Here is a 19,322-nt window from a genome sequence, read left to right on the forward strand (position 1 = left end):
ATCAGGCGTCGGTGCCGAACGCGTAGACCGTCCGCGACCGGAACACCTCGCCGGGGCGCAGCACCGTCGACGGGAACTCCGGCCGGTTGGGCGAGTCGGGGAAGTGCTGGGTCTCCAGCGCGATCCCGGCACCGGGTGCGAACGGCAGGGCCGCGTCGAAGTGATCGGCCGTGTAGAGCTGCAGCCCCGGCTCCGTCGTCGCGACGCTCAGCGTCCGCCCCGACACCGGGTCGTGCAGCCCGGCGACCTCCACCGCTTCGGCCGTGACGCCCTTGTCCAGCACGTAGTTGTGGTCGTACCCGGGCCCGGCCGCCCGCGCCGCGCGGAAGTCGAAGCGGGTCCCGGTGACGTCGAGCAGCTCACCGGTCGGCACGAGATCGCCGTCCGCCACGGTCACCCGCCCGCCGTCGATCCGCACCGCGTGCCCGGCCGCGCTCCCCGCCTTCTCGTCCGTGCCGCCCAGGTTCCAGTACGTGTGGTTGGTCAGGTTCACCACCGTCGGCGCGTCGGTGACCGCCTCGTACGCGATGCTCAACGCCCCGCCCGGCTCCAGCGCGTACGTCGCCGAGACCTTCAAGCGCCCCGGGAAGCCCTCCTCGCCGTCCGGTGACACCCGACTCAGCCGCACCGCGTACGGACCGGCCTGCTCCGCCGCCCACACGTGCCGGTCGAAGCCGCGCTCGCCGCCGTGCAGGGAGTTGGGCCCGTTGTTCCGCGCGAGCGGGTACGTGTGCCCGTCGAGTGTGAAGCGAGCCCCGGCGATCCGGTTCGCGTACCGGCCGACCAGCGCCCCGAAGTACGGCCCCGTGTGCGTCAGATACCCGTCCAGGTCCGGGAACCCGAGCACCACGTCGGCCGGCACACCCGCCCGGTCGGGCACCTCCACCGATTGCACGATCCCGCCGTACGTCAGGACGCGCACCCGCACCCCGTCCCGTTCGAGCGTCCAGCGATGGACATCGGACGAGAGAAGTTCATCGGTGTCGGAAAGTGTGCCGAAAAGTTCGCTGCGCATGATCGGGACCCTACGCCGGGCCCCGCGCCCTCACGCCTCGGGTTCCCGCACCGGCTCCTTCGCCGTCACCCCGCGATACGCGAGCGCCGCGAGCCGCGCCTGTCCGTCCCGGCTCGGATGGAACCAGTCCCAGTGGCTCAACTGCCGCTGCCCGAACCGGTAGTCGAAGACCGCGCCGCCGTCGTACCGGCACCGCTCGTCCCGCGCGCACACGTCCTCGAGCACCTTGTTGTACGCGATCACGCGCTCCTGCACCCGGTCCCGCCGGGCCCCCGCGACCGCGTCCAGGGCGTCCGGGTCGGCCAGCATCGACGAACAGATCCCGAGCTTCCACACCTGCTTGCCCAGGTCGCTGGCCCGCCCCTCGGACCACAGCCGCTTCAGGTCCGGCACGCTCATCACGTAGACCTGCGCCTTCGGCGCCGCCTCGCGCAGCCGCCGCAGCGACTTCTCGAAGTCGTCCCGGAACGTGCTGACCGGCGTCATCGACGTGGCGGTCGGCCGGCACGCGTCGTTGGACCCCGCCATCACCGTCACCAGCTCCGGCGTGCGGGCCCCGGCCCGCGCCATCTGCGCCGGCAGGTCCTCCATCCGGGCGCCGGTCCGCGCGTAGTTCCAACTGTGCGTCTGCGCCCGGCTCGTGCCCAGGAGCCGTACGGCCAGACTGCGCACCTGCGCGTCCGAACCCGTCGCCCACGACACCTCGGGGCAGTCCGAGAGCACGCTGCACGCGTCGAAGCCGCGCGTGATCGAATCGCCCACCGCGGCGACCGACTCCGGGCTCGTGTCCCAGTCCGGAGTGGGGGAGGGGGACGGCGAGGAGCGGGTGCCGCGCGCGCCCTGCGAGGTGTCGGTCGTGCCCGAACAGGCCGTCAACGCCGAGAGACCGAGGACGCCCGCCACCACACCGGCCACCGCCCGGTGACTCCGCGTCCGCATCCGTGGTCCTCTCCGTCAATCGCCGTCGTCAAGCTTCGTCCGCCGTCCGCACACCCTGCCGCCCCGTCTGACGCCGTACGCGGGGCCTGGGTTGCGCCCCGCCGGGTGAAAGGTCGGAGTTTGTGTGTCCCGGGACCGACAGTACGACACACTCCTTGCACCGCTCCGCGATAGCCTCGCCCCGGGATCCCCGGTCGACCTGGTGAGATCTCGCTGTACCGGTTCCGCTAAATTACAACACGTTAAATTTGCCCCTTTTTGTCGGAGTCTTTTCGATCCGGTCGACACGGGAGGTCCCGGTGACGACACGTGGAGTTCTCTACGTGCACTCCGCGCCACGCGCGCTGTGCCCGCATGTCGAGTGGGCGGTCGCGGGCGTGCTCGGTGCGCGCGTCAGTCTCGACTGGATCAGACAGCCCGCGGCGCCCGGCACCTGGAGATCCGAGTTCTCCTGGCGGGGCGAGGCCGGCACCGCCGCCCAACTGGCCTCCGCGCTGCGCGGCTGGCAACTGCTGCGCTTCGAGGTCACGGCCGAGCCCTGCGCGGCGGCCGAGGGCGAGCGCTACAGCGCCACGCCCGAGCTCGGCATCTTCCACGCGGTCACCGGGGTGCACGGCGACATCCTGATCCCGGAGGACCGTCTGCGCGCCGCCCTGACCCGCTCCCAGCGCGGCGAGACCGACCTGGAGTCCGAGGTCGCCCGCCTCCTCGGCAAGCCCTGGGACGACGAACTGGAAACCTTCCGCTACGCGGGCGAGGGCGCCCCGGTGAGATGGCTCCACCAGGTCGTGTAGGCGGTCGTACAGACGCGAAGAGGGCCCGCCGGGATCGATTCCCGGCGGGCCCTCTGCACAGCTGAACGGCAGGTCAGGCGGATCAGACGGACCTGAAGGCCAGCACCACGTTGTGTCCGCCGAAGCCGAACGAGTCGTTCAGCGCGGCGATCCGGCCCTCGACCGGCAGCTTGCGCGCCTCCCCGCGGACGATGTCCGCGGCGGCCTCGGCCTCGGGGTCCAGGTTCTCCACGTTGATCGTCGGCGGAGCCACCCGGTGGTACAGGGCGAGGATCGACGCGACGGACTCGATGCCGCCGGCGCCACCGAGCAGGTGCCCGGTCATCGACTTCGTCGCGGAGACCGCGAAGTGGTCCGTGTCGTCGCCGAAGACCTTGCGCAGCGCCTTCAGCTCGGCCACGTCACCGGCCGGCGTCGAGGTCGCGTGCGCGTTCACGTGCACGATCTCGGCCGGGTCCAGGTCGGAGTTGTCCAGCAGGTTCTGCAGGGCCTGCGCGATGCCGCGGCCCTCCGGCTCCGGCTGCACGATGTCGTGGCTGTCGGCGGAGATGCCCTGGCCGACCGCCTCCGCGTAGACGCGGGCGCCCCGCGCGGCGGCGTGCTCGGCGGACTCCAGGACGATGACGCCGGCACCCTCACCGAGGACGAAGCCGTCCCGGGCGGTGTCGTAGGGGCGCGAGGCACCCTGCGGGTCGTCGTTGTTCTTCGACATCGCCATCATGTTGCCGAACGCGGCGATGGGGAGCGGGTGGATGGCCGCCTCCGTGCCACCGCAGACGACGACGTCGGCGCGGCCGGTGCGGATCATCTCGATGCCGTAGCCGATGGCCTCGGCGCCCGAGGCGCAGGCGGAGACCGGCGTGTGGACACCCGCGCGGGCGTTCACGGCCAGGCCCACGTTGGCCGACGGGCCGTTGGGCATCAGCATCGGAACGGTGTGCGGGGAGACGCGGCGGACGCCCTTCTCCTTCAGCACGTCGTACTGGTCGAGGAGCGTGGTCACGCCGCCGATGCCGGACGCGATGACGGCGCCCAGACGGTCGGGGTCCACACTCTCGTCCTCGCCGGCCTTGGCGGTGAAGCCGGCGTCGGCCCACGCCTCCTTGGCGGCGATCAGAGCGAACTGGGCGGAACGATCCAGCTTGCGGGCCTGCGGGCGAGGAATGACCTCGCTCGGGTCCACGGCGACCGGAGCCGCGATACGGACCGCCTGCTCGGCGGCCCACTCCTGTTCGAGGGGCTTGACGCCGGAACGTCCGGCGACCAGGCCCTCCCAGGTGGACGTCGCGTCGCCACCCAGCGGTGTGGTTGCGCCGATACCGGTGACGACCACGGTGCGATTGGTCGAGCTCACAGGAATTCTTTCTCCAACGGATACGAGGGATTCAGCGGCGCCACCGCCGGGTGGCGGAGCGACCGACCTCAGGGTCTTGAGCTGGTGGCTCAGGCCTGGTGGTCGAGGATGTACTGCGTGGCGTCGCCGACGGTCTTGAGGTTCTTGACGTCGTCGTCCGGGATCTTGACGTCGAAGCGCTCTTCGGCGGCGACGACGACCTCGACCATGGACAGCGAGTCGACGTCCAGGTCGTCGGTGAAGGACTTGTCCAGCTGGACGTCCTCGGTGGGGATGCCGGCGATCTCGTTCACGATCTCGGCGAGACCCGCGACGATCTCTTCCTGAGTGGCGGCCATGATGGCGCTCCTTCGGTGTGTATCCAGAGGTGGGGCGGTGTGCCGTCCGGACCTGATGATCCGGTACGGGACACCTAGGGGAGGGTAACGACCGTGGCGGCGTACACGAGACCCGCCCCGAAGCCGATGACGAGCGCGGTGTCGCCGCTCTTCGCCTCGCCGGTCGCCAGGAGCCGCTCCATAGCGAGCGGGATCGAGGCGGCCGAGGTGTTGCCGGTGGTGCGCACGTCGCGGGCGACCGTGACGTGCTCCGGCAGCTTGAGAGTCTTCACCATCGAGTCGATGATCCGCTCGTTGGCCTGGTGAGGAATGAAGACATCCAGGTCGTCCGGGGTGATTCCGGCCGCGTCCAGCGCCTGCTGGGCGACCTTCGCCATCTCGAACACGGCCCAGCGGAAGACCGCCTGGCCCTCCTGCGTGATCGCAGGGAACTTGACGTTGCCCGACGCGTCGAGGGGCAGCTGCGCGACATCGCCGACGCGGAACTTGTCCCACGGCATCGTCTGCTTGATCGTGGCGGCCTTGTCGCCCTCGGAGCCCCACACGGTCGGGCCGATCGCGGGCTCCTCGGCGGGGCCGACGATCACGGCGCCGGCGCCGTCACCGAACAGGAAGGCCGTCGCACGGTCCTCCAGGTCGGTCAGGTCGGAGAGCCGCTCCACGCCGATGACGAGGACGTACTCCGCCGAGCCCTCGACGATCATGCCCTTGGCCAGGGTCAGGCCGTAGCCGAAACCGGCACAGCCCGCGGAGATGTCGAACGCGGCGGCCTTCTGCGTGCCCAGCTTGTCCGCGATCTCCGTCGCGATGGCCGGGGTCTGCGCGAAGTGCGAGACCGTCGACACGACCACGGCGCCGATCTGCTCGGGCCGGATGCCCGCGTCGGCGATGGCCTTGCCGGACGCCTCGACGGACATCATCGAGACGGTCTCTTCGTCGTTCGCCCAGTGGCGCGTGGAGATGCCGGAGCGCGAACGGATCCACTCGTCGGACGAGTCGATCTTCTCGAGGATCACCTCGTTGGGCACGACCCGCGTCGGGCGGTAGCCGCCGACGCCGAGGATCCGCGCGTACGGAGCGCCCTTGCTGGGCTTGATCTTCGCCATGCTGCTCGGATCTCCTTCTCAGGCCGTGACGTCGGCGATCAGGGCGCGGGCCGCGTCGAGGTCGTCGGGGGTCTTCAGGGCGAGGGTCTGCACGCCGGGCAGGGCGCGCTTGGCGATGCCGGTGAGCGTGCCGCCGGGGCACACCTCGATCAGCGCCGTGACGCCGAGCTCCTGGAACGTCTCCATGCACAGGTCCCAGCGGACCGGGTTCGCGACCTGGCCGACGAGCCGGGACACGACCTCGGCGCCGGTCGCGACGGCCTTGCCGTCCTTGTTCGACACGTACGTGACCGCGGGGTCGGCCGGGGCCAGCGCCTTGGCGGCCTCCTCCAGCGTCGCCACGGCCGGAGCCATGTGCTCGGTGTGGAACGCGCCGGCCACCTTCAGCGGCACCACGCGGCGCACACCCTCGGGCTTGTCCTCGGCGAGCGCGGCCAGCTGCTCCAGCGTGCCGGCGGCCACGATCTGGCCCGCGCCGTTCACGTTCGCCGCGGTCAGGCCCAGCTTCTCCAGATGCGGGACGGTCACCTCGGGGTCGCCGCCGAGCAGCGCCGACATGCCCGTCTCGGTGATCGCGGCGGCCTCGGCCATCGCCAGACCGCGCGAGCGCACGAGCTGCAGCGCGGCCGTGTCGTCGAGGACACCGGCGAACGCGGCGGCGGTGAACTCACCGACGCTGTGACCGGCGACGGCGCCCGGGGTGATGTCACCGAGCGCGGACGCCGAGAGGATTCCGGCCGCGACGAGCAGCGGCTGGGCGACGGCCGTGTCGCGGATCGCGTCCGCGTCGGCCTGCGTGCCGTAGTGGGCGAGGTCGAGTCCGATGGCGTCGGACCAGGCCGCGACGCGGTCGGCCGCGCCGGGGAGGTCGAGCCAGGGAGTCAGGAAGCCGGGCGTCTGAGCGCCTTGGCCGGGAGCGACGAGTACGAGCACTCTCACACTCTCTCTTGGGGACGGGTCGGGCCGCCCGTGGGGACAGGGACGAAGAACCGAAGGGGGAATTGTAGACCCCCGACAAACGGCAATGCCTGACTACGACTGCGGTTCGGCGTCGGCGAGCCGTCCGAGAATCAGCGCGATGCGCAGGGTGAACGCCGAGCGGACGTCAGAAGGCGACCATCCGGTGACGTCGGTCACACGTCGGAGCCGGTAGCGAACGGTGTTGGGGTGCACGAACAGCATCCGCGCCGCGCCCTCCAGACTGCTCGCCTGTTCCAGATAGACGCTGAGCGTCTCCAGGAGCGCAGAGCCGGCCTCCTCCAGCGGTCTGTAGATCTCCTCCACCAGTTGCTCGCGGGCCGCCGGGTCTCCGGCGATCGCGCGCTCCGGCAGCAGATCGTCCGCGAGGACCGGCCTCGGCGCGTCCTGCCAGGCCCCGCACGCCTTGAGGCCGGCGGCCGCGGCCTGCGCGGACCGGGTGGCCGCCAGCAGGTCGGGCACCACGGGCCCGGCGACCACCGCGCCGGCCGCGAACGGGCCGATCAGCGACTTGGCCACGGCCAGCGGATTGTCGCTGCCGCCCGCGATGACGACGAGGCGGTCACCGAGCACCCCGGTCAGGACCTGCAGCTTCGCGTGCCGAGAGGCCCGCCGGATCGCCTCCACGGTCAGCTCGCTGTCCCCGTCGGGGGCGGTGCCGAGGATGACGCACACGTGCTCGGGGGAGTTCCAGCCGAGCGCCGCGGCGCGGCTGACGGCGCCCTCGTCGGCCTCGCCGGACAGCACCGCGTTCACCACGAGGGACTCCAGGCGCGCGTCCCACGCGCCCCGGGCCTCCGCCGCCTGCGCGTACACCTGGGCGGTCGCGAACGCGATCTCGCGCGCGTAGACGAGCAGCGCCTCGCGCAGCACGCTCTCGTCGCCCGGCGCGGCCACCTCGTCGATGGCCGACTCCATGACCTCGATGGTGGTGCGCACCATCTCCACGGTCTGGCGCAGGGTGATCGCCCGGGTCAGCTCGCGCGGCGCCGTGCCGAACACGTCGGTCGAGATGGCCTGCGGGGCGTCCGGGTGCCGGAACCACTCGGTGAACGCGGCGATGCCGGCCTGGGCGACCAGACCGATCCACGACCGGTTCTCCGGCGGCATGGCCCGGTACCAGGGCAGCATCTCGTCCATGCGCGTGATCGCCTGCGCGGCGAGCGCTCCGGACGACCTCTCCAGACGCTTCAGGGTCGCCTCGTGCGAGTGAGGCGCCGCAGGGGCTTCCGGGTGACGGTCCGCCGGTTCGTTCGATGAGGGCTGCGCTGATTCCGATTGGGGCACGGGACAAGACTGCCTTATCAGGGCGGCCCGGCGGCGTGGAGGGTCCTGCCGGACTTCGGTACGGGGCGCGGGCGCCGGGCTACCGTGGAGGCGTGAGAGACATACGCAGGGCGGGCGAGCGCTATCCGGGAGGCGAGCCCGAGGCCGGAATCGAGTCCCGCCACGCGTTCTCCTTCGGCCCGCACTACGACCCGGACAACCTGCGCTTCGGCGCGATCCTGGCCTGCAACGAGGAGCGGCTCGGACCCGGCGCCGGCTTCTCCGAGCACCCGCACAGCCACACCGAGATCGTCACCTGGGTGGTGCGCGGCGAGCTCACCCACCGCGACTCGGCGGGCCACGAGACGGTCGTGCGGCCCGGCGACGTGCAGCACCTCAGCTCCGGCGGCGGCGTCCGGCACGTCGAGCGCAACGACTCGACCAGCGCGCCGCTCACCTTCCTCCAGATGTGGCTGGCGCCCCGCGACCCCGGCGGCGAGCCCCGCTACGAGGTGGTGCGCGGCATCGCCGACTCCACCCCGTACGACGTGCCGGAGGCGGGCGCGCTGCTGCACGTGCGCCGCCTGGCCGCGGGCGAGCGGACCCGGCTGCCCGCGGCCCCGTACGTCTACGTCCACGTGGTGGACGGCGAAGTGATGCTCGGGGACGCGGAGTTGGCCCCGGGCGACGCCGCGCGCCTCACCGACGAGAACGGCCCGGAGGCACTGGCGACGACACCGGCGCAACTGCTGGTCTGGGAGATGACCTAGGTCAGAGCTCGGCGAGCACCGCGTCCGTGAAGGGGGGCCACACCTCGGCCGCCCACGGGCCGAACGCGCGGTCCGTCAGGGCGACGCACGCCGCGCCCGCCACCGGGTCGACCCACAGGAACGTGCCGGACTGGCCGAAGTGGCCGAAGGTGCGCGGCGAGGACGAACCGCCCGTCCAGTGCGGCGACTTGTGGTCCCGGATCTCGAACCCGAGCCCCCAGTCGTTGGGGTTCTGGTGCCCGTACCCCGGCAGGACACCCTTCGTGCCCGGGTACTGGACGGTCATCGCCTCGGCGACGGTGCGCGGGTCGAGCAGGCGCGGCGCCTGCACCTCGGCGGCGAAGCGCACGAGGTCGGCCACGGTCGAGACGCCGTCCTTGGCGGGCGACCCCTCCAGCGAGCTGTCGTTCATCCCCAGCGGCTCGAACACGGCCTGCCGCAGATAGTCCGCGAACGGGATCTCGGTCGCCTTCGCGATGTGGTCCCCGAGCACCTCGAACCCGGCGTTCGAGTACAGCCGCCGGGTGCCCGGCGCCGAGGTCACCCGGTGCTCGTCGAAGGCGAGCCCGCTGGTGTGCGCGAGCAGATGCCGCACGGTCGCCCCCTCGGGCCCGGCCGGCTCGTCCAGCTCCACGGCCCCCTCCTCGTACGCGACGAGGGCGGCGTAGGCGGCGAGCGGCTTGGTCACCGAGGCCAGCGGAAACCGGTGCTCCGTCGGCCCGTGGCTGCCCAGGACGGTTCCGTCGGCACGTACGACGGCCGCGGCGGCGGTGGGCACCGGCCAGTTCTCGATCAAGGCGAGGCTCTGCATGCCCACGAGCCTAAAGCGTGAGCCGCATGGCAGGAGCGGGGGTCCGCTCGAAGCCCAGGGAGGCGTACAGCGGCTCGCCGGACGCGGTCGCGAACAGGTCGATCCGGGGCACGCCACGCTCCCGGTACCAGCCGAGCAGCGCCTCCAGGCAGTGACGGGAGTAGCCGCGGCGGCGGTGCCCGGGATCCGTGCAGACGTTGAAGACGTGACCGGAGAGGCCCGCGGGGTTCCCGGGGCCGCCCAGGCCCTGGTGCACGCTGCCCGCCGCGCAGGCGGCGAGCGTCCCGGAGCCGTCCGGGGCGTCCACGACGAACGCCGCCAGTTCCCCTTCGGTGGAGGCGAGTTGACGGCGCAGGGTGGCGACGGCGGCCGGCTGCCAGTCCACGTCGTGGCTCGGGCTCATGGCGTCGAGCATGACCTTGCGGAGCCGGACGAGTTCTTCGGCGTCCTCGGGGACGGCACGGCGGACGAGAGACATGACCGGCACGGTATCGGCGTGTGTTCCCGGATGCTTGCCTGGAGTGCGCTCGAAGGTTCTAGCGTGGGGCCATGACGGTGATGGAGACCACGCCCGTATCCACCCAGACCAAGGTCGACGTCTGCGCCTCGGCGCCGGAGGGGCACCCGCGGCCCGACGGCCAGGACCGCTACACCATCAGCGAGGTCGTCGCCTGTACGGGACTGACCGCGCACACCCTGCGCTGGTACGAGCGGATCGGACTGCTGCCCGACGTCGACCGCTCGCACACCGGACAGCGCCGCTACAGCAACCGTGACCTGGACTGGCTCGCCTTCGTCGGCAAGCTGCGGCTCACGGGGATGCCGGTGGCCCGCATGGTCCGGTACGCGGAGCTCGTGCGGCTCGGCGAGCACACCTTCGACGAGCGCCGGGAGCTGCTGGAGTCGACCCGCCGGGACGTGCTGAACCGGATCGCCGAGCTCCGGGACACCCTCGACGTCCTCGACTTCAAGATCGACCTGTACGGGAGGGACCAGAAGGCCTGACGCCGCTCACAGCTCCGCGAGGAGCTCCGCCTTCTTCGAGGAGAACTCGGCGTCGGTGACAAGGCCCGCCTGGTGCAGCTCGCCCAGATGACGGATCCGGTCGGCGATGTCCGCCGGGTCGCGCCGGGCGGGCGGCGCCCCGGACGGGCTCGCCGAGCGGACGGCGGCCAGCACGGACGCGGCGAACGGCAGCGACTCGTGCACCGGCCCGTACCCGAGCCCGAAGACGACCGCGGCCGGGTCCTGGTCGGCCTGCCCGGGCCGCTCGTCGATCCCCGCGTCCCGCGGCACGAGCCGCAGATGCCCCTCGAACAGCTCGGGGGAGCGCCACTCGACCCCGCTCAGCTCGCTGACCGGGAAGGTCTTGTCGCCGGCCTTCCACTTCGCGGAGGACGCGCCCGTCCAGAACCAGCGGAACGACACCGCCGCACCGTCGAAGGTGGCCTTGCCGTCGTACGCCTTGAAGTGGAGCGGCGCCTTCGGCGGGTCGACCAGGAAGTCGGCTGCGGCCGACCCGTCGTCGAGGAGCCGCGCCCGCAGCTCGTCCGCGTAGTACTCGGCGAGCGTCTCCCGCTCCGCGGGCAGCACGAGGCGATAGGGGTCGCACCCCTCCTTGAGCTGCCCGGCCGCCGCGTCCATCAGCGGGTCGGCACCCGGTCGTGGCACCGCCTGCAGCACGACGGTGCCGCGCTTGCCCGGCGTCAGCGTCACCCCCGTGATCGCTTCCAGCGGGATACGGCGCTCGCCGAGTGCCTGGAGCAGCCTCGGCGTGCGGATCCCCCGTTCGAAGCGGATGAGCACGGAGTCGGACGCGAACTCCCAGGCGGCATGAAATCCGGCCAGTACGTCACCCATGCGGCTCATCGTATGCGGCACGCGTCCCTCCGTCGCCTGTCGCGTCGGACCACTGTTCCACCGCTCTCTACGCGCGTCGGAAGGTGCCGGCACCGGAAAATCACTTCCGGCAGCCCTGATTCCCGTCGGCACAGCTCACCGATCGGTACGCGCCAGTCCCGATCTCGGCGAAGTTCCGCAGGCTCTCCGTGCCGGGCACGAAGTAACCGGTGTGCCCCTGGGCGTCACCGGCCGCGAAGACCCGCGCGCCGAAGCCGGACGCGACGGGGTCGGCGCCGTGGCCGAGGCCGCCGAACTCCATGTTCGGGACGTCCGCGATCCAGTCGTCCTTGTCGCGGGTGGCCCAGACGCGGGCCTTGGTGCCGAGCCCCGAGGCGTGCGCGGCCCGCATCCCGGGGCTGCCGGCCACCGCGATGTCGCTGACCCGCGAGGGCAGGTCGCGCGCGGCGACCCCGCAGACGACGGAGCCGTAGCTGTGGCAGTACAGGGCGACCGGCGCGCTCCCGGGCAGCCCGCGCAGCATCGCGTTGAGCCGCACCGCCCCGTCGTCCGCCCGCATCGAGGTCGCGGCGTCGACACCGAGCCCGGCCGGGGCCGTGTAGTCGGCCCAGGCGATGACCGCGGTCCGGGCCGCGGGATCGGCCTTGTGCTCGGCCGCGTACAGCGAGCGGGCCATGCCGACGGGGGCGGAGTACTTGCGGGCGGTGCGCTGGAACGTCAGCACCGTCGTGTCGACGCCGGGCACGACGACGGAGACCCGGCGGGCCGTGTCGAGGTCGCCGAAGACCTCGGCGACCCGGCCGTTGCCCATGGGGTCGAAGGCGAGGATCTTGCGGTCGGGCCGGGACAGCAGCGCGAAGCGCTTCATGCGCTCCTTGGCGTCGGCGTGACCGACCGCGGACAGGCGGTTGTCGTGGATGCGGCCGCGTTCGACCTCGCGCGCCTTGTCGAGCGCGATCCGGTTGGCGCGGTAGCGCAGGGAGACGGGCGCGCCGTTCATGTTGCCGACCGCGAGGGGATAGCGGTCGGCGAGCAGGCCGCGCTGGTGGGGGGTGAGCGCGGCGAAGAAGTGCGCGAGGAGGGTGGGGGAGCCGTCGGGCGCGGGCAGGGCGTGTCCGTTCAGCCGGCCGTGTTCCCAGGAGGAGAGCGCGGTCCGCAGCGGGGAGTCGGCTCCCCGGTGGTGACGCACCGCCGTCCAGCCGGTGGTCGCCAGCATGATGAACACGACGGCCAGAGCGAGCAGTGCGCGCCAGACGTTGAGTTGGGGGGAGGAGTCGAAGGAAGTCACTGCGGGACACCCTAGGAGAAGCGGGTCGCACTCCGTGCAGCGGGTGAGGCAGATCACGTTTCCGGGGGTGTATTTGGGTAAAACCGGGCGTAGTTGCTGTCAGGGCCTCACCCTGCGTAGGCGGTCCGTGTCACGCGTCGTCACCGCGCCATCGCGCGCCGAGGGCGGGACCCAGCTGGTCGAGACAGGACTCGGTGAGCGCCCTGATCGCCTCCACGCTCATGTCCTCGCCGGCGCCCCACAGTCGCCCGGTGAGCCGCATCACGCCGCTGAACGCGGCCACCGCCACGCGCGGCCGGGGATCGGCGTCGACGTCGAGGCCCTCGCGCTCGGCGATCACCCGCGCCACCTCCTCCTCCAGCTCGACGGAGCGGCGCAGATGCGCGGCGAGCAGGGCGGGCGTCGACTCGATCATCCGGTAGGCGCGCATGTGCAGTTCGACCGGGATGACCTCCGCGATCGAGCGGTTCAGGTCGTCCCAGGTGCCGAGGACCGTGCCGCGCAGGGCCTCCAAGGGGCCCTCCTGCGCGGGTCGTTCGCGCAGGGCGGCGACGTAGCGCGACTCCACCATCTCCTGGACGGCGAAGGCGGCCTCCTCCTTGTTCGCGAAGTAGCGGAAGAAGGTGCGCTGGGAGACCTCGCAGGCCTCGGCGATCTCGTCGACGGTCGTCCGCTCGTACCCCTGGGTCGTGTACAGCTCAAGGGCGGCGCGCAGCAGTGCGTCCCGGGTGCGCGCCTTCTTGCGTTCACGCAGGTTCAATCCGGCCGCCCTGGTCGTCTCTCCGGCTGTTCTCGCAGTTCAGCATAGTGTGAGCGAGCTGACAGTTACCGACTTGTGAAATGCTTTGTCAACTGTCAGAGGCTGTCACTAGCGTGTCCGGCATGACTAGTCGGATCACCATCGACAAGGCGGACCGGATACCGGAACCCGCCGCGGCGCCGGACCCCGCACCGGCCAGGGGGCTGCGGGGGCATCCCTGGCTGACGCTGTTCGCCGTCGCGATCGGCGTCATGATGGTCGCCCTCGACGGCACCATCGTCGCCATCGCCAACCCGGTCATCAAGGACAAGCTCGACGCGAGCTTCGCCGATGTCCAGTGGATCACCAACGGCTACTTCCTCGCCCTCGCGGTCACCCTGATCACCGCGGGCAAGCTCGGCGACCGCTTCGGCCACCGGCAGACCTTCCTCATCGGCGTGGTCGGCTTCGCCGCCGCGTCCGGCGCCATCGGGCTGTCCGACAGCATCGCGTTCGTCATCACGTTCCGCGTCTTCCAGGGCCTGTTCGGCGCGCTCCTCATGCCCGCCGCGCTCGGCCTGCTGCGCGCCACGTTCCCGGCCGAGAAGCTGAACATGGCGATCGGCGTCTGGGGCATGGTCATCGGCGCCTCCACCGCGGGCGGCCCGGTCCTCGGCGGTGCGCTCGTCGAGCACGTCAGCTGGCAGTCGGTGTTCTTCATCAACGTGCCGGTCGGCGCCATCGCCCTCGTCCTCGGCCTGTTCATCCTGCTCGACCACCGCGCGCAGAACGCGCCGCGCTCCTTCGACATCCTCGGCATCCTGCTGCTCTCCGGCGCGATGTTCTGCCTCGTCTGGGCCCTCATCAAGGCCCCGACCTGGGGCTGGGGCGACGGTCTGACCTGGGCGTTCATCGCCGGTTCCGCGCTGTGCTTCCTGCTGTTCGCGGTGTGGGAGAACTTCGTCTCCGAGCCGCTCATCCCGCTCGGCCTGTTCCGCTCGGTGGCCCTGTCCGCCGGTGTGGTCCTGATGGTCCTCATGGCCATCGCCTTCATGGGCGGCCTGTTCTTCGTGACGTTCTACCTCCAGAACGTGCACGGGATGAGCCCGATCGACAGCGGCCTGCACCTGCTGCCGCTCACCGGCATGATGATCGTCGGCTCCCCGCTGGCCGGCGCCCTCATCACCAAGGCCGGCCCGCGCATCCCGCTCGCCGGCGGCATGGCGCTCACCGCGATCGCCATGTACGGCATGTCGACGCTGGAGCCGGGCACCGGCAGCGGTGTCATGTCCGTCTGGTTCGCCCTGCTCGGCCTCGGCCTCGCCCCGGTCATGGTCGGCGCCACCGAGGTCATCGTGGGCAACGCGCCGATGGAACTGTCCGGCGTCGCCGGCGGACTCCAGCAGGCCGCGATGCAGATCGGCGGCAGCCTCGGCACGGCCGTCCTCGGCGCCGTCATGGCCTCCAAGGTCGACACCGATCTCCCGGGCAACTGGGCGGCGGCCAAGCTCCCCGAGCTCGCGCCCGCCCAGCTCGACCAGGTCGCCGAGGCGGTCCAGGTCGGCGTCGCCCCGGTCCCGCCGGGCACCCCGGCGCCGGTCGCCGCGCAGATCACCCAGGTCGCGCACGACACGTTCATGTCCGGGATGGGCCTGGCCTGCCTGGTGGCCGCCGCGGTCGCCGCCTTCGCGGTGCTGGTCGCCCTGCTCACCAAGCGCGGCGAGAACGCCGAGGCGGGCGCCGGCGCGGCCCACATCTGACCGCGCCCCGCGTCAAGCCCCCAGGGTTCTCCCTGGGGGCTTTCGCTTATCCGGGTGACGCACCGGGCCGGCCCCTTCCCCGAAGTCGATCAAGGCCGCCAGAGTCGGCCCGGCAACCGATCGACACACCACGGGGGTTCACCCATGCGTACATCCACGACCGCGCTGACCGTCTCGGCCCTCGCCCTCGCCGCGACAGCCCTCACACCCCGCCTCGCCACGGCGGCGGCCCCGCCCACGCTCGGCGCCTGCGCCAAGGGCGAGCTCTGCCTCTGGGCGAAGCAGGACTTCAAGGGCGCCCGGCACGTCTACGAACTGTCCGGCACCGACATCGAGAGCTGCACCGCGCTGCCGGCGGGCGTCAGCGCGGCCTCCGTCGCCAACCGCACGGGGCGCCCCGTGACCACGTACCAGTCCGCCGAGTGCGCCGAGACGGGCGAGTTCCAGACCTACCCCGGCACCGGCACGTACGAGCCCGAAAGCCCGTACCGAGTACGGGCTTTCAAAATCTGGGAGAACTGAGGTTCGTGGTCACCTGACGGCCGGTGGGGGCTGGTCGCGCAGTTCCCCGCGCCCCTGAAATGCACGCCCTTCGGGCGGCATTTCCTCGATGAGGCACCGCCCCTATGGAGGTAGCGGACGAAGTCCGCACCTCCAGGGGCGCGGGGAACCGCGCGACCAGCCCCCACGCACCCGCCCCCGGCAACGGACTACGCGTCGCCGCCCGCCGAACCGGGATCGGCCGCCGCCACGTCCAGCAGCTGATACCGGTCGATCGCCTGCTTCAGAACAGACCGGTCGACCTTCCCGTCCCGCGCCAGCTCCGTGAGCACCGCCACGACGACGGACTGCGCGTCGATGTGGAAGTACCGCCGCGCCGCCCCCCGGGTGTCGGCGAACCCGAACCCGTCCGCACCCAGGGACTGGTACGTGCCCGGCACCCAGCGCGAGATCTGGTCCGGCACCGACCGCATCCAGTCCGAGACCGCGACGAACGGCCCCTGCGCCCCGGACAGCTTCTGGGTGACGTACGGGACGCGCTGCTCCTCCTCCGGGTGCAGCAGGTTGTGCCGCTCCACCTCGACGGCCTCGCGCCGCAGCTCGTTCCAGGAGGTCGCGGACCAGACGTCGGCCCGCACGTTCCACTCCTCGGCGAGGATCCGCTGCGCCTCCAGGGCCCACGGCACGCCGACACCGGACGCCATGATCTGCGCCGGGATCGTGCCGGCGGAGCCGACGCTGATCCGGTGGATGCCCTTGAGGATGCCCTCGACGTCCACGTCGTCCGGCTCGGCGGGCTGCTGGATCGGCTCGTTGTAGACGGTGAGGTAGTAGAAGACGTCCTCGCCCGGCTTCCCGTCGGCCGTCGGCCCGTACATGCGGCGCAGACCGTCCTGGACGATGTGCGCGATCTCGTACCCGTACGCCGGGTCGTAGGCGACGCACGCCGGGTTGGTCGAGGCGAGCAGCTGGGAGTGGCCGTCCGCGTGCTGGAGGCCCTCACCGGTCAGCGTGGTGCGGCCGGCCGTCGCGCCGAGCACGAAGCCGCGGGACAGCTGGTCGGCCATCTGCCAGAACTGGTCGCCGGTGCGCTGGAAGCCGAACATCGAGTAGAAGACGTAGACCGGGATCAGCGGCTCGCCGTGCGTCGCGTAGGCCGAGCCCGCCGCGATCAGCGAGGCCGTGCAGCCCGCCTCCGAGATGCCGTCGTGCAGCATCTGCCCGGTCGGCGACTCCTTGTACGCGAGCAGCAGTTCGCGGTCCACGGACTCGTACTGCTGCCCGAGCGGGTTGTAGATCTTCGCGCTCGGGAAGAACGCGTCCATGCCGAACGTGCGGTACTCGTCGGGCGCGATCAGTACGAACCGCTTGCCGATCTCCTTGTCCCGCATCAGGTCCTTGAGGAGCCGGACGAAGGCCATGGTCGTCGCGATGGACTGCTGGCCCGAGCCCTTCTTCACGTTCGCGTACGTCTTGTCGTCCGGCAGCTGGAGCGGCTTCGCCCGCACGACACGCGTCGGCACGTACCCGCCGAGCGACTGCCGGCGGTCGTGCATGTACTGGATCTCCTCCGACTTGCGGCCCGGGTGGTAGTACGGCGGCAGGCCGTCCTCCAGCTGCTTGTCGGTGATCGGCAGGTGCAGCCGGTCGCGGAAGCCCTTCAGGTCGTCGACCGTGAGCTTCTTCATCTGGTGCGTCGCGTTGCGGCCCTCGAAGTTCGGGCCGAGCGTCCAGCCCTTGACGGTCTGCGCCAGGATGACCGTCGGCTGCCCCTTGTGCTCCTTCGCGGCCGTCATCGCGGCGAAGATCTTCCGGTGGTCGTGACCGCCGCGCCCCAGGTGCAGGATCTCCTTGTCGCTCATGTTCTGGACCATGGCGCGCAGCCGGTGGTCGTCACCGAAGAAGTGCTCGCGGATGTACGCGCCGGTCTCGGTGGCGTACGTCTGGAACTGGCCGTCCGGCGTCGTGTTGAGCCGGTTGACCAGCGTGCCGTCGCGGTCCTGCGCCAGCAGCGGGTCCCAACTGCGGTCCCAGACCAGCTTGATGACGTTCCATCCGGCGCCGCGGAACTGCGACTCCAGCTCCTGGATGATCTTGCCGTTGCCGCGCACCGGGCCGTCGAGACGCTGCAGGTTGCAGTTGACGACGAAGGTCAGGTTGTCGAGCCCCTCGCGGGCCGCGATGGACAACTGGCCGAGCGACTCCGGCTCGTCCATCTCGCCGTCGCCGAGGAAGGCCCACACGTGGGACTTGGAGGTGTCGGCGATGCCGCGCGCCTCCATGTAACGGTTCATCCGGGCCTGGAAGATCGCGCCGAGCGGGCCGAGGCCCATCGAGACGGTCGGGAACTCCCAGAAGTCCGGCATCAGGCGCGGGTGCGGGTACGAGGAAAGGCCGTTGGGCGCCTTCGAGTGCTCCTGGCGGAAGCCGTCGAGCTGGTCCTCGGTGAGCCGGTCCAGGAGGTAGGCGCGGGCGTAGATGCCGGGCGAGGCGTGCCCCTGGAAGAAGACCTGGTCGCCGCCGTCGCCCTCGTCCTTGCCGCGGAAGAAGTGGTTGAAGCCCACGTCGTACAGGGAGGCCGAGGACGCGAAGGTGGCGATGTGGCCGCCGACGCCCACCCCCGGGCGCTGCGCGCGGGACACCATCACCGCGGCGTTCCACCGCGTCGCGTTGAGGACCTTGCGCTCGATCTCCTCGTTGCCGGGGAAGTAGGGCTCGTCCTTGGTCGCGATCGTGTTGATGTAGTCCGTGCTGCGCATCTCGGGCACGGCCACGCGCTTCTCGCGGGCCCGCTCGATCAGCCGGAGCATCAGGTACCGCGCCCGCTCCCGGCCGCGTTCGTCGACCGCGGCGTCCAGGGAGTCGAGCCACTCCTGGGTCTCTTCTGGATCGAAGTCCGGGACCTGGCTGGGAAGACCGCCAATGATGATCGGGTTGCGATCGGATCCGGAAGCCACGCTGTTCCCTCACTGTCGGTGATGCCACTGTTCCACTGTCGGTTTGCGCCGAGTCCATCGTGGACCTTGGAAACCGAATCGTCATCTCTACCGCGAGGTATTCGCGGTGCCGCGAACAAATCACGACGATACGCTCAAGCTGGTGTGGCATAGATCACGAACCGGCGGGGATCCTTGACTGAGGTTGGGGTGAGACCGCCCGGAACGTCACCGTTTAGGCGGTCTCGGCGGCCGGGTACTTGCGCGATCCGTCGCGCACGTGTGGACTACGGCCAACGCTTCGCGCGTGCGCGAGGCTCTGGGGACACCCGGACAACCAAAGAACTTTCGTAAACATGATCAGGAGGCAATCCGTGAGCGCGACCGCGGACCACGCGGAGAAGAACCTTGCCGAAAGGCTCGGTTTCCAGCCCGACCAGGTGGTCCAGGAGATCGGCTACGACGACGACGTCGATCAGGAGCTCCGCGAGAGCATCGAGGAAGTCATCGGCTCCGAGCTCGTCGACGAGGACTACGACGACGTGGCTGACGCCGTGGTGCTCTGGTTCCGTGAGGACGACGGGGACCTTACCGATGCGCTGGTGGATGCCATCGCGTACATGGAGGAGGGCGGCTCCATCCTGCTCCTGACGCCGAAGACGGGCCGTGACGGCTACGTCGAGCCCAGCGAGATCGGGGAGGCCGCCACCACCGCCGGCCTCACCGCCGCCAAGAGCGTCAGCGCCGGCAAGGACTGGACCGGCAGCCGGCTGGCCACGCCGAAGGCGGCCGCCAAGAAGCGCTGAACCGTCCCGGAGAACGGGACCAGAAGAGAAGGCCCCCGGGGGCGCGCACCGCCGCGCCCCC

At 71.1% G+C, this 19,322-nt stretch carries 19 protein-coding genes; 6 read left to right on the forward strand and 13 right to left on the reverse strand.

The window, feature by feature from the left end; genetic code table 11:
* Position 1: 1 nt before the first annotated feature.
* Together ACZ4E1_RS00215 and ACZ4E1_RS00220 are read right to left on the reverse strand one after the other, a co-directional pair.
* Positions 2 to 1,015 carry an aldose epimerase family protein gene (locus ACZ4E1_RS00215; protein ID WP_467534369.1) on the reverse strand — a complete coding sequence of 338 codons (1,014 nt, stop codon included), beginning with the start codon at positions 1,013 to 1,015 and terminating at the stop codon, positions 2 to 4.
* 30 nt (positions 1,016 to 1,045) lie between these two features.
* Positions 1,046 to 1,954 carry an SGNH/GDSL hydrolase family protein gene (locus tag ACZ4E1_RS00220; RefSeq protein ID WP_467534370.1) on the reverse strand — a complete coding sequence of 303 codons (909 nt, stop codon included), beginning with the start codon at positions 1,952 to 1,954 and terminating at the stop codon, positions 1,046 to 1,048.
* A 299-nt stretch (positions 1,955 to 2,253) separates the two neighbouring features.
* On the opposite strand from ACZ4E1_RS00220, the gene ACZ4E1_RS00225 reads away from it, so the two are divergent.
* Positions 2,254 to 2,748, forward strand: a complete 495-nt coding sequence (locus tag ACZ4E1_RS00225; protein WP_467534372.1) for a DUF3145 domain-containing protein — start codon at positions 2,254 to 2,256, stop codon at positions 2,746 to 2,748.
* Between the two features lie 82 nt (positions 2,749 to 2,830).
* Here ACZ4E1_RS00225 and ACZ4E1_RS00230 read toward each other — a convergent pair whose 3' ends face one another.
* From ACZ4E1_RS00230 to ACZ4E1_RS00250, 5 genes are all read right to left on the reverse strand, one after another.
* Positions 2,831 to 4,102 (reverse strand): beta-ketoacyl-[acyl-carrier-protein] synthase family protein, encoded by a 1,272-nt coding sequence (locus ACZ4E1_RS00230; RefSeq protein WP_467534373.1) that lies wholly within the window; start codon positions 4,100 to 4,102, stop codon positions 2,831 to 2,833.
* 89 nt (positions 4,103 to 4,191) lie between these two features.
* Positions 4,192 to 4,440, reverse strand: a complete 249-nt coding sequence (locus ACZ4E1_RS00235) for an acyl carrier protein (protein WP_467534375.1) — start codon at positions 4,438 to 4,440, stop codon at positions 4,192 to 4,194.
* 74 nt (positions 4,441 to 4,514) lie between these two features.
* Positions 4,515 to 5,546: a beta-ketoacyl-ACP synthase 3 gene (locus ACZ4E1_RS00240; protein WP_467534377.1), complete on the reverse strand. Its 1,032-nt coding sequence runs from the start codon at positions 5,544 to 5,546 to the stop codon at positions 4,515 to 4,517.
* 18 nt (positions 5,547 to 5,564) lie between these two features.
* Positions 5,565 to 6,479, reverse strand: coding sequence for an ACP S-malonyltransferase (locus ACZ4E1_RS00245; protein WP_467534379.1), 915 nt, complete (start codon positions 6,477 to 6,479; stop codon positions 5,565 to 5,567).
* Positions 6,480 to 6,578: 99 nt separating this feature from the next.
* A complete protein-coding gene (locus ACZ4E1_RS00250) occupies positions 6,579 to 7,811 on the reverse strand; it encodes a PucR family transcriptional regulator (protein WP_467534381.1) in 1,233 nt (410 codons plus the stop codon).
* 92 nt (positions 7,812 to 7,903) lie between these two features.
* On the opposite strand from ACZ4E1_RS00250, the gene ACZ4E1_RS00255 reads away from it, so the two are divergent.
* Entirely contained in the window at positions 7,904 to 8,560 is a 657-nt protein-coding gene (locus ACZ4E1_RS00255; protein WP_467534382.1) for a pirin family protein, read from the forward strand.
* A 1-nt stretch (position 8,561) separates the two neighbouring features.
* Here ACZ4E1_RS00255 and ACZ4E1_RS00260 read toward each other — a convergent pair whose 3' ends face one another.
* Together ACZ4E1_RS00260 and ACZ4E1_RS00265 are read right to left on the reverse strand one after the other, a co-directional pair.
* Positions 8,562 to 9,377: a serine hydrolase domain-containing protein gene (locus ACZ4E1_RS00260; protein ID WP_467534384.1), complete on the reverse strand. Its 816-nt coding sequence runs from the start codon at positions 9,375 to 9,377 to the stop codon at positions 8,562 to 8,564.
* 4 nt (positions 9,378 to 9,381) lie between these two features.
* A complete protein-coding gene (locus tag ACZ4E1_RS00265; RefSeq protein WP_467534386.1) occupies positions 9,382 to 9,849 on the reverse strand; it encodes a GNAT family N-acetyltransferase in 468 nt (155 codons plus the stop codon).
* 71 nt (positions 9,850 to 9,920) lie between these two features.
* Here ACZ4E1_RS00265 and ACZ4E1_RS00270 point away from each other — a divergent pair, with 71 nt between their 5' ends.
* On the forward strand, positions 9,921 to 10,376 hold the full coding sequence (locus tag ACZ4E1_RS00270) for a MerR family transcriptional regulator (RefSeq protein WP_467534388.1): 456 nt from the start codon (positions 9,921 to 9,923) through the stop codon (positions 10,374 to 10,376).
* A 6-nt stretch (positions 10,377 to 10,382) separates the two neighbouring features.
* On the opposite strand, the gene ACZ4E1_RS00275 is transcribed toward ACZ4E1_RS00270, so the two are convergent.
* The 3 genes from ACZ4E1_RS00275 to ACZ4E1_RS00285 form a co-directional block, all read right to left on the reverse strand.
* A complete protein-coding gene (locus ACZ4E1_RS00275) occupies positions 10,383 to 11,240 on the reverse strand; it encodes a DUF4429 domain-containing protein (RefSeq protein ID WP_467535370.1) in 858 nt (285 codons plus the stop codon).
* Between the two features lie 91 nt (positions 11,241 to 11,331).
* Positions 11,332 to 12,519, reverse strand: coding sequence for an alpha/beta hydrolase (locus tag ACZ4E1_RS00280; protein ID WP_467534390.1), 1,188 nt, complete (start codon positions 12,517 to 12,519; stop codon positions 11,332 to 11,334).
* A 130-nt stretch (positions 12,520 to 12,649) separates the two neighbouring features.
* Complete coding sequence (locus ACZ4E1_RS00285; protein ID WP_467534392.1) at positions 12,650 to 13,279, reverse strand: TetR/AcrR family transcriptional regulator; 630 nt, start codon at positions 13,277 to 13,279, stop codon at positions 12,650 to 12,652.
* A gap of 122 nt (positions 13,280 to 13,401) precedes the next feature.
* Here ACZ4E1_RS00285 and ACZ4E1_RS00290 point away from each other — a divergent pair, with 122 nt between their 5' ends.
* The gene (locus tag ACZ4E1_RS00290; protein ID WP_467534394.1) at positions 13,402 to 15,018 is read left to right on the forward strand and encodes an MFS transporter; all 1,617 of its coding nucleotides are present in this window, start codon (positions 13,402 to 13,404) and stop codon (positions 15,016 to 15,018) included.
* 144 nt (positions 15,019 to 15,162) lie between these two features.
* Positions 15,163 to 15,540, forward strand: a complete 378-nt coding sequence (locus tag ACZ4E1_RS00295; protein ID WP_467534395.1) for a peptidase inhibitor family I36 protein — start codon at positions 15,163 to 15,165, stop codon at positions 15,538 to 15,540.
* Positions 15,541 to 15,728: 188 nt separating this feature from the next.
* Here ACZ4E1_RS00295 and aceE read toward each other — a convergent pair whose 3' ends face one another.
* Positions 15,729 to 18,476: a pyruvate dehydrogenase (acetyl-transferring), homodimeric type gene (gene aceE, locus ACZ4E1_RS00300; protein WP_467534396.1), complete on the reverse strand. Its 2,748-nt coding sequence runs from the start codon at positions 18,474 to 18,476 to the stop codon at positions 15,729 to 15,731.
* A 353-nt stretch (positions 18,477 to 18,829) separates the two neighbouring features.
* Here aceE and ACZ4E1_RS00305 point away from each other — a divergent pair, with 353 nt between their 5' ends.
* Positions 18,830 to 19,261 carry a DUF3052 domain-containing protein gene (locus tag ACZ4E1_RS00305; protein ID WP_188339140.1) on the forward strand — a complete coding sequence of 144 codons (432 nt, stop codon included), beginning with the start codon at positions 18,830 to 18,832 and terminating at the stop codon, positions 19,259 to 19,261.
* Positions 19,262 to 19,322: the final 61 nt, after the last annotated feature.

The organism is Streptomyces sp. NPDC025806 (assembly GCF_055558275.1).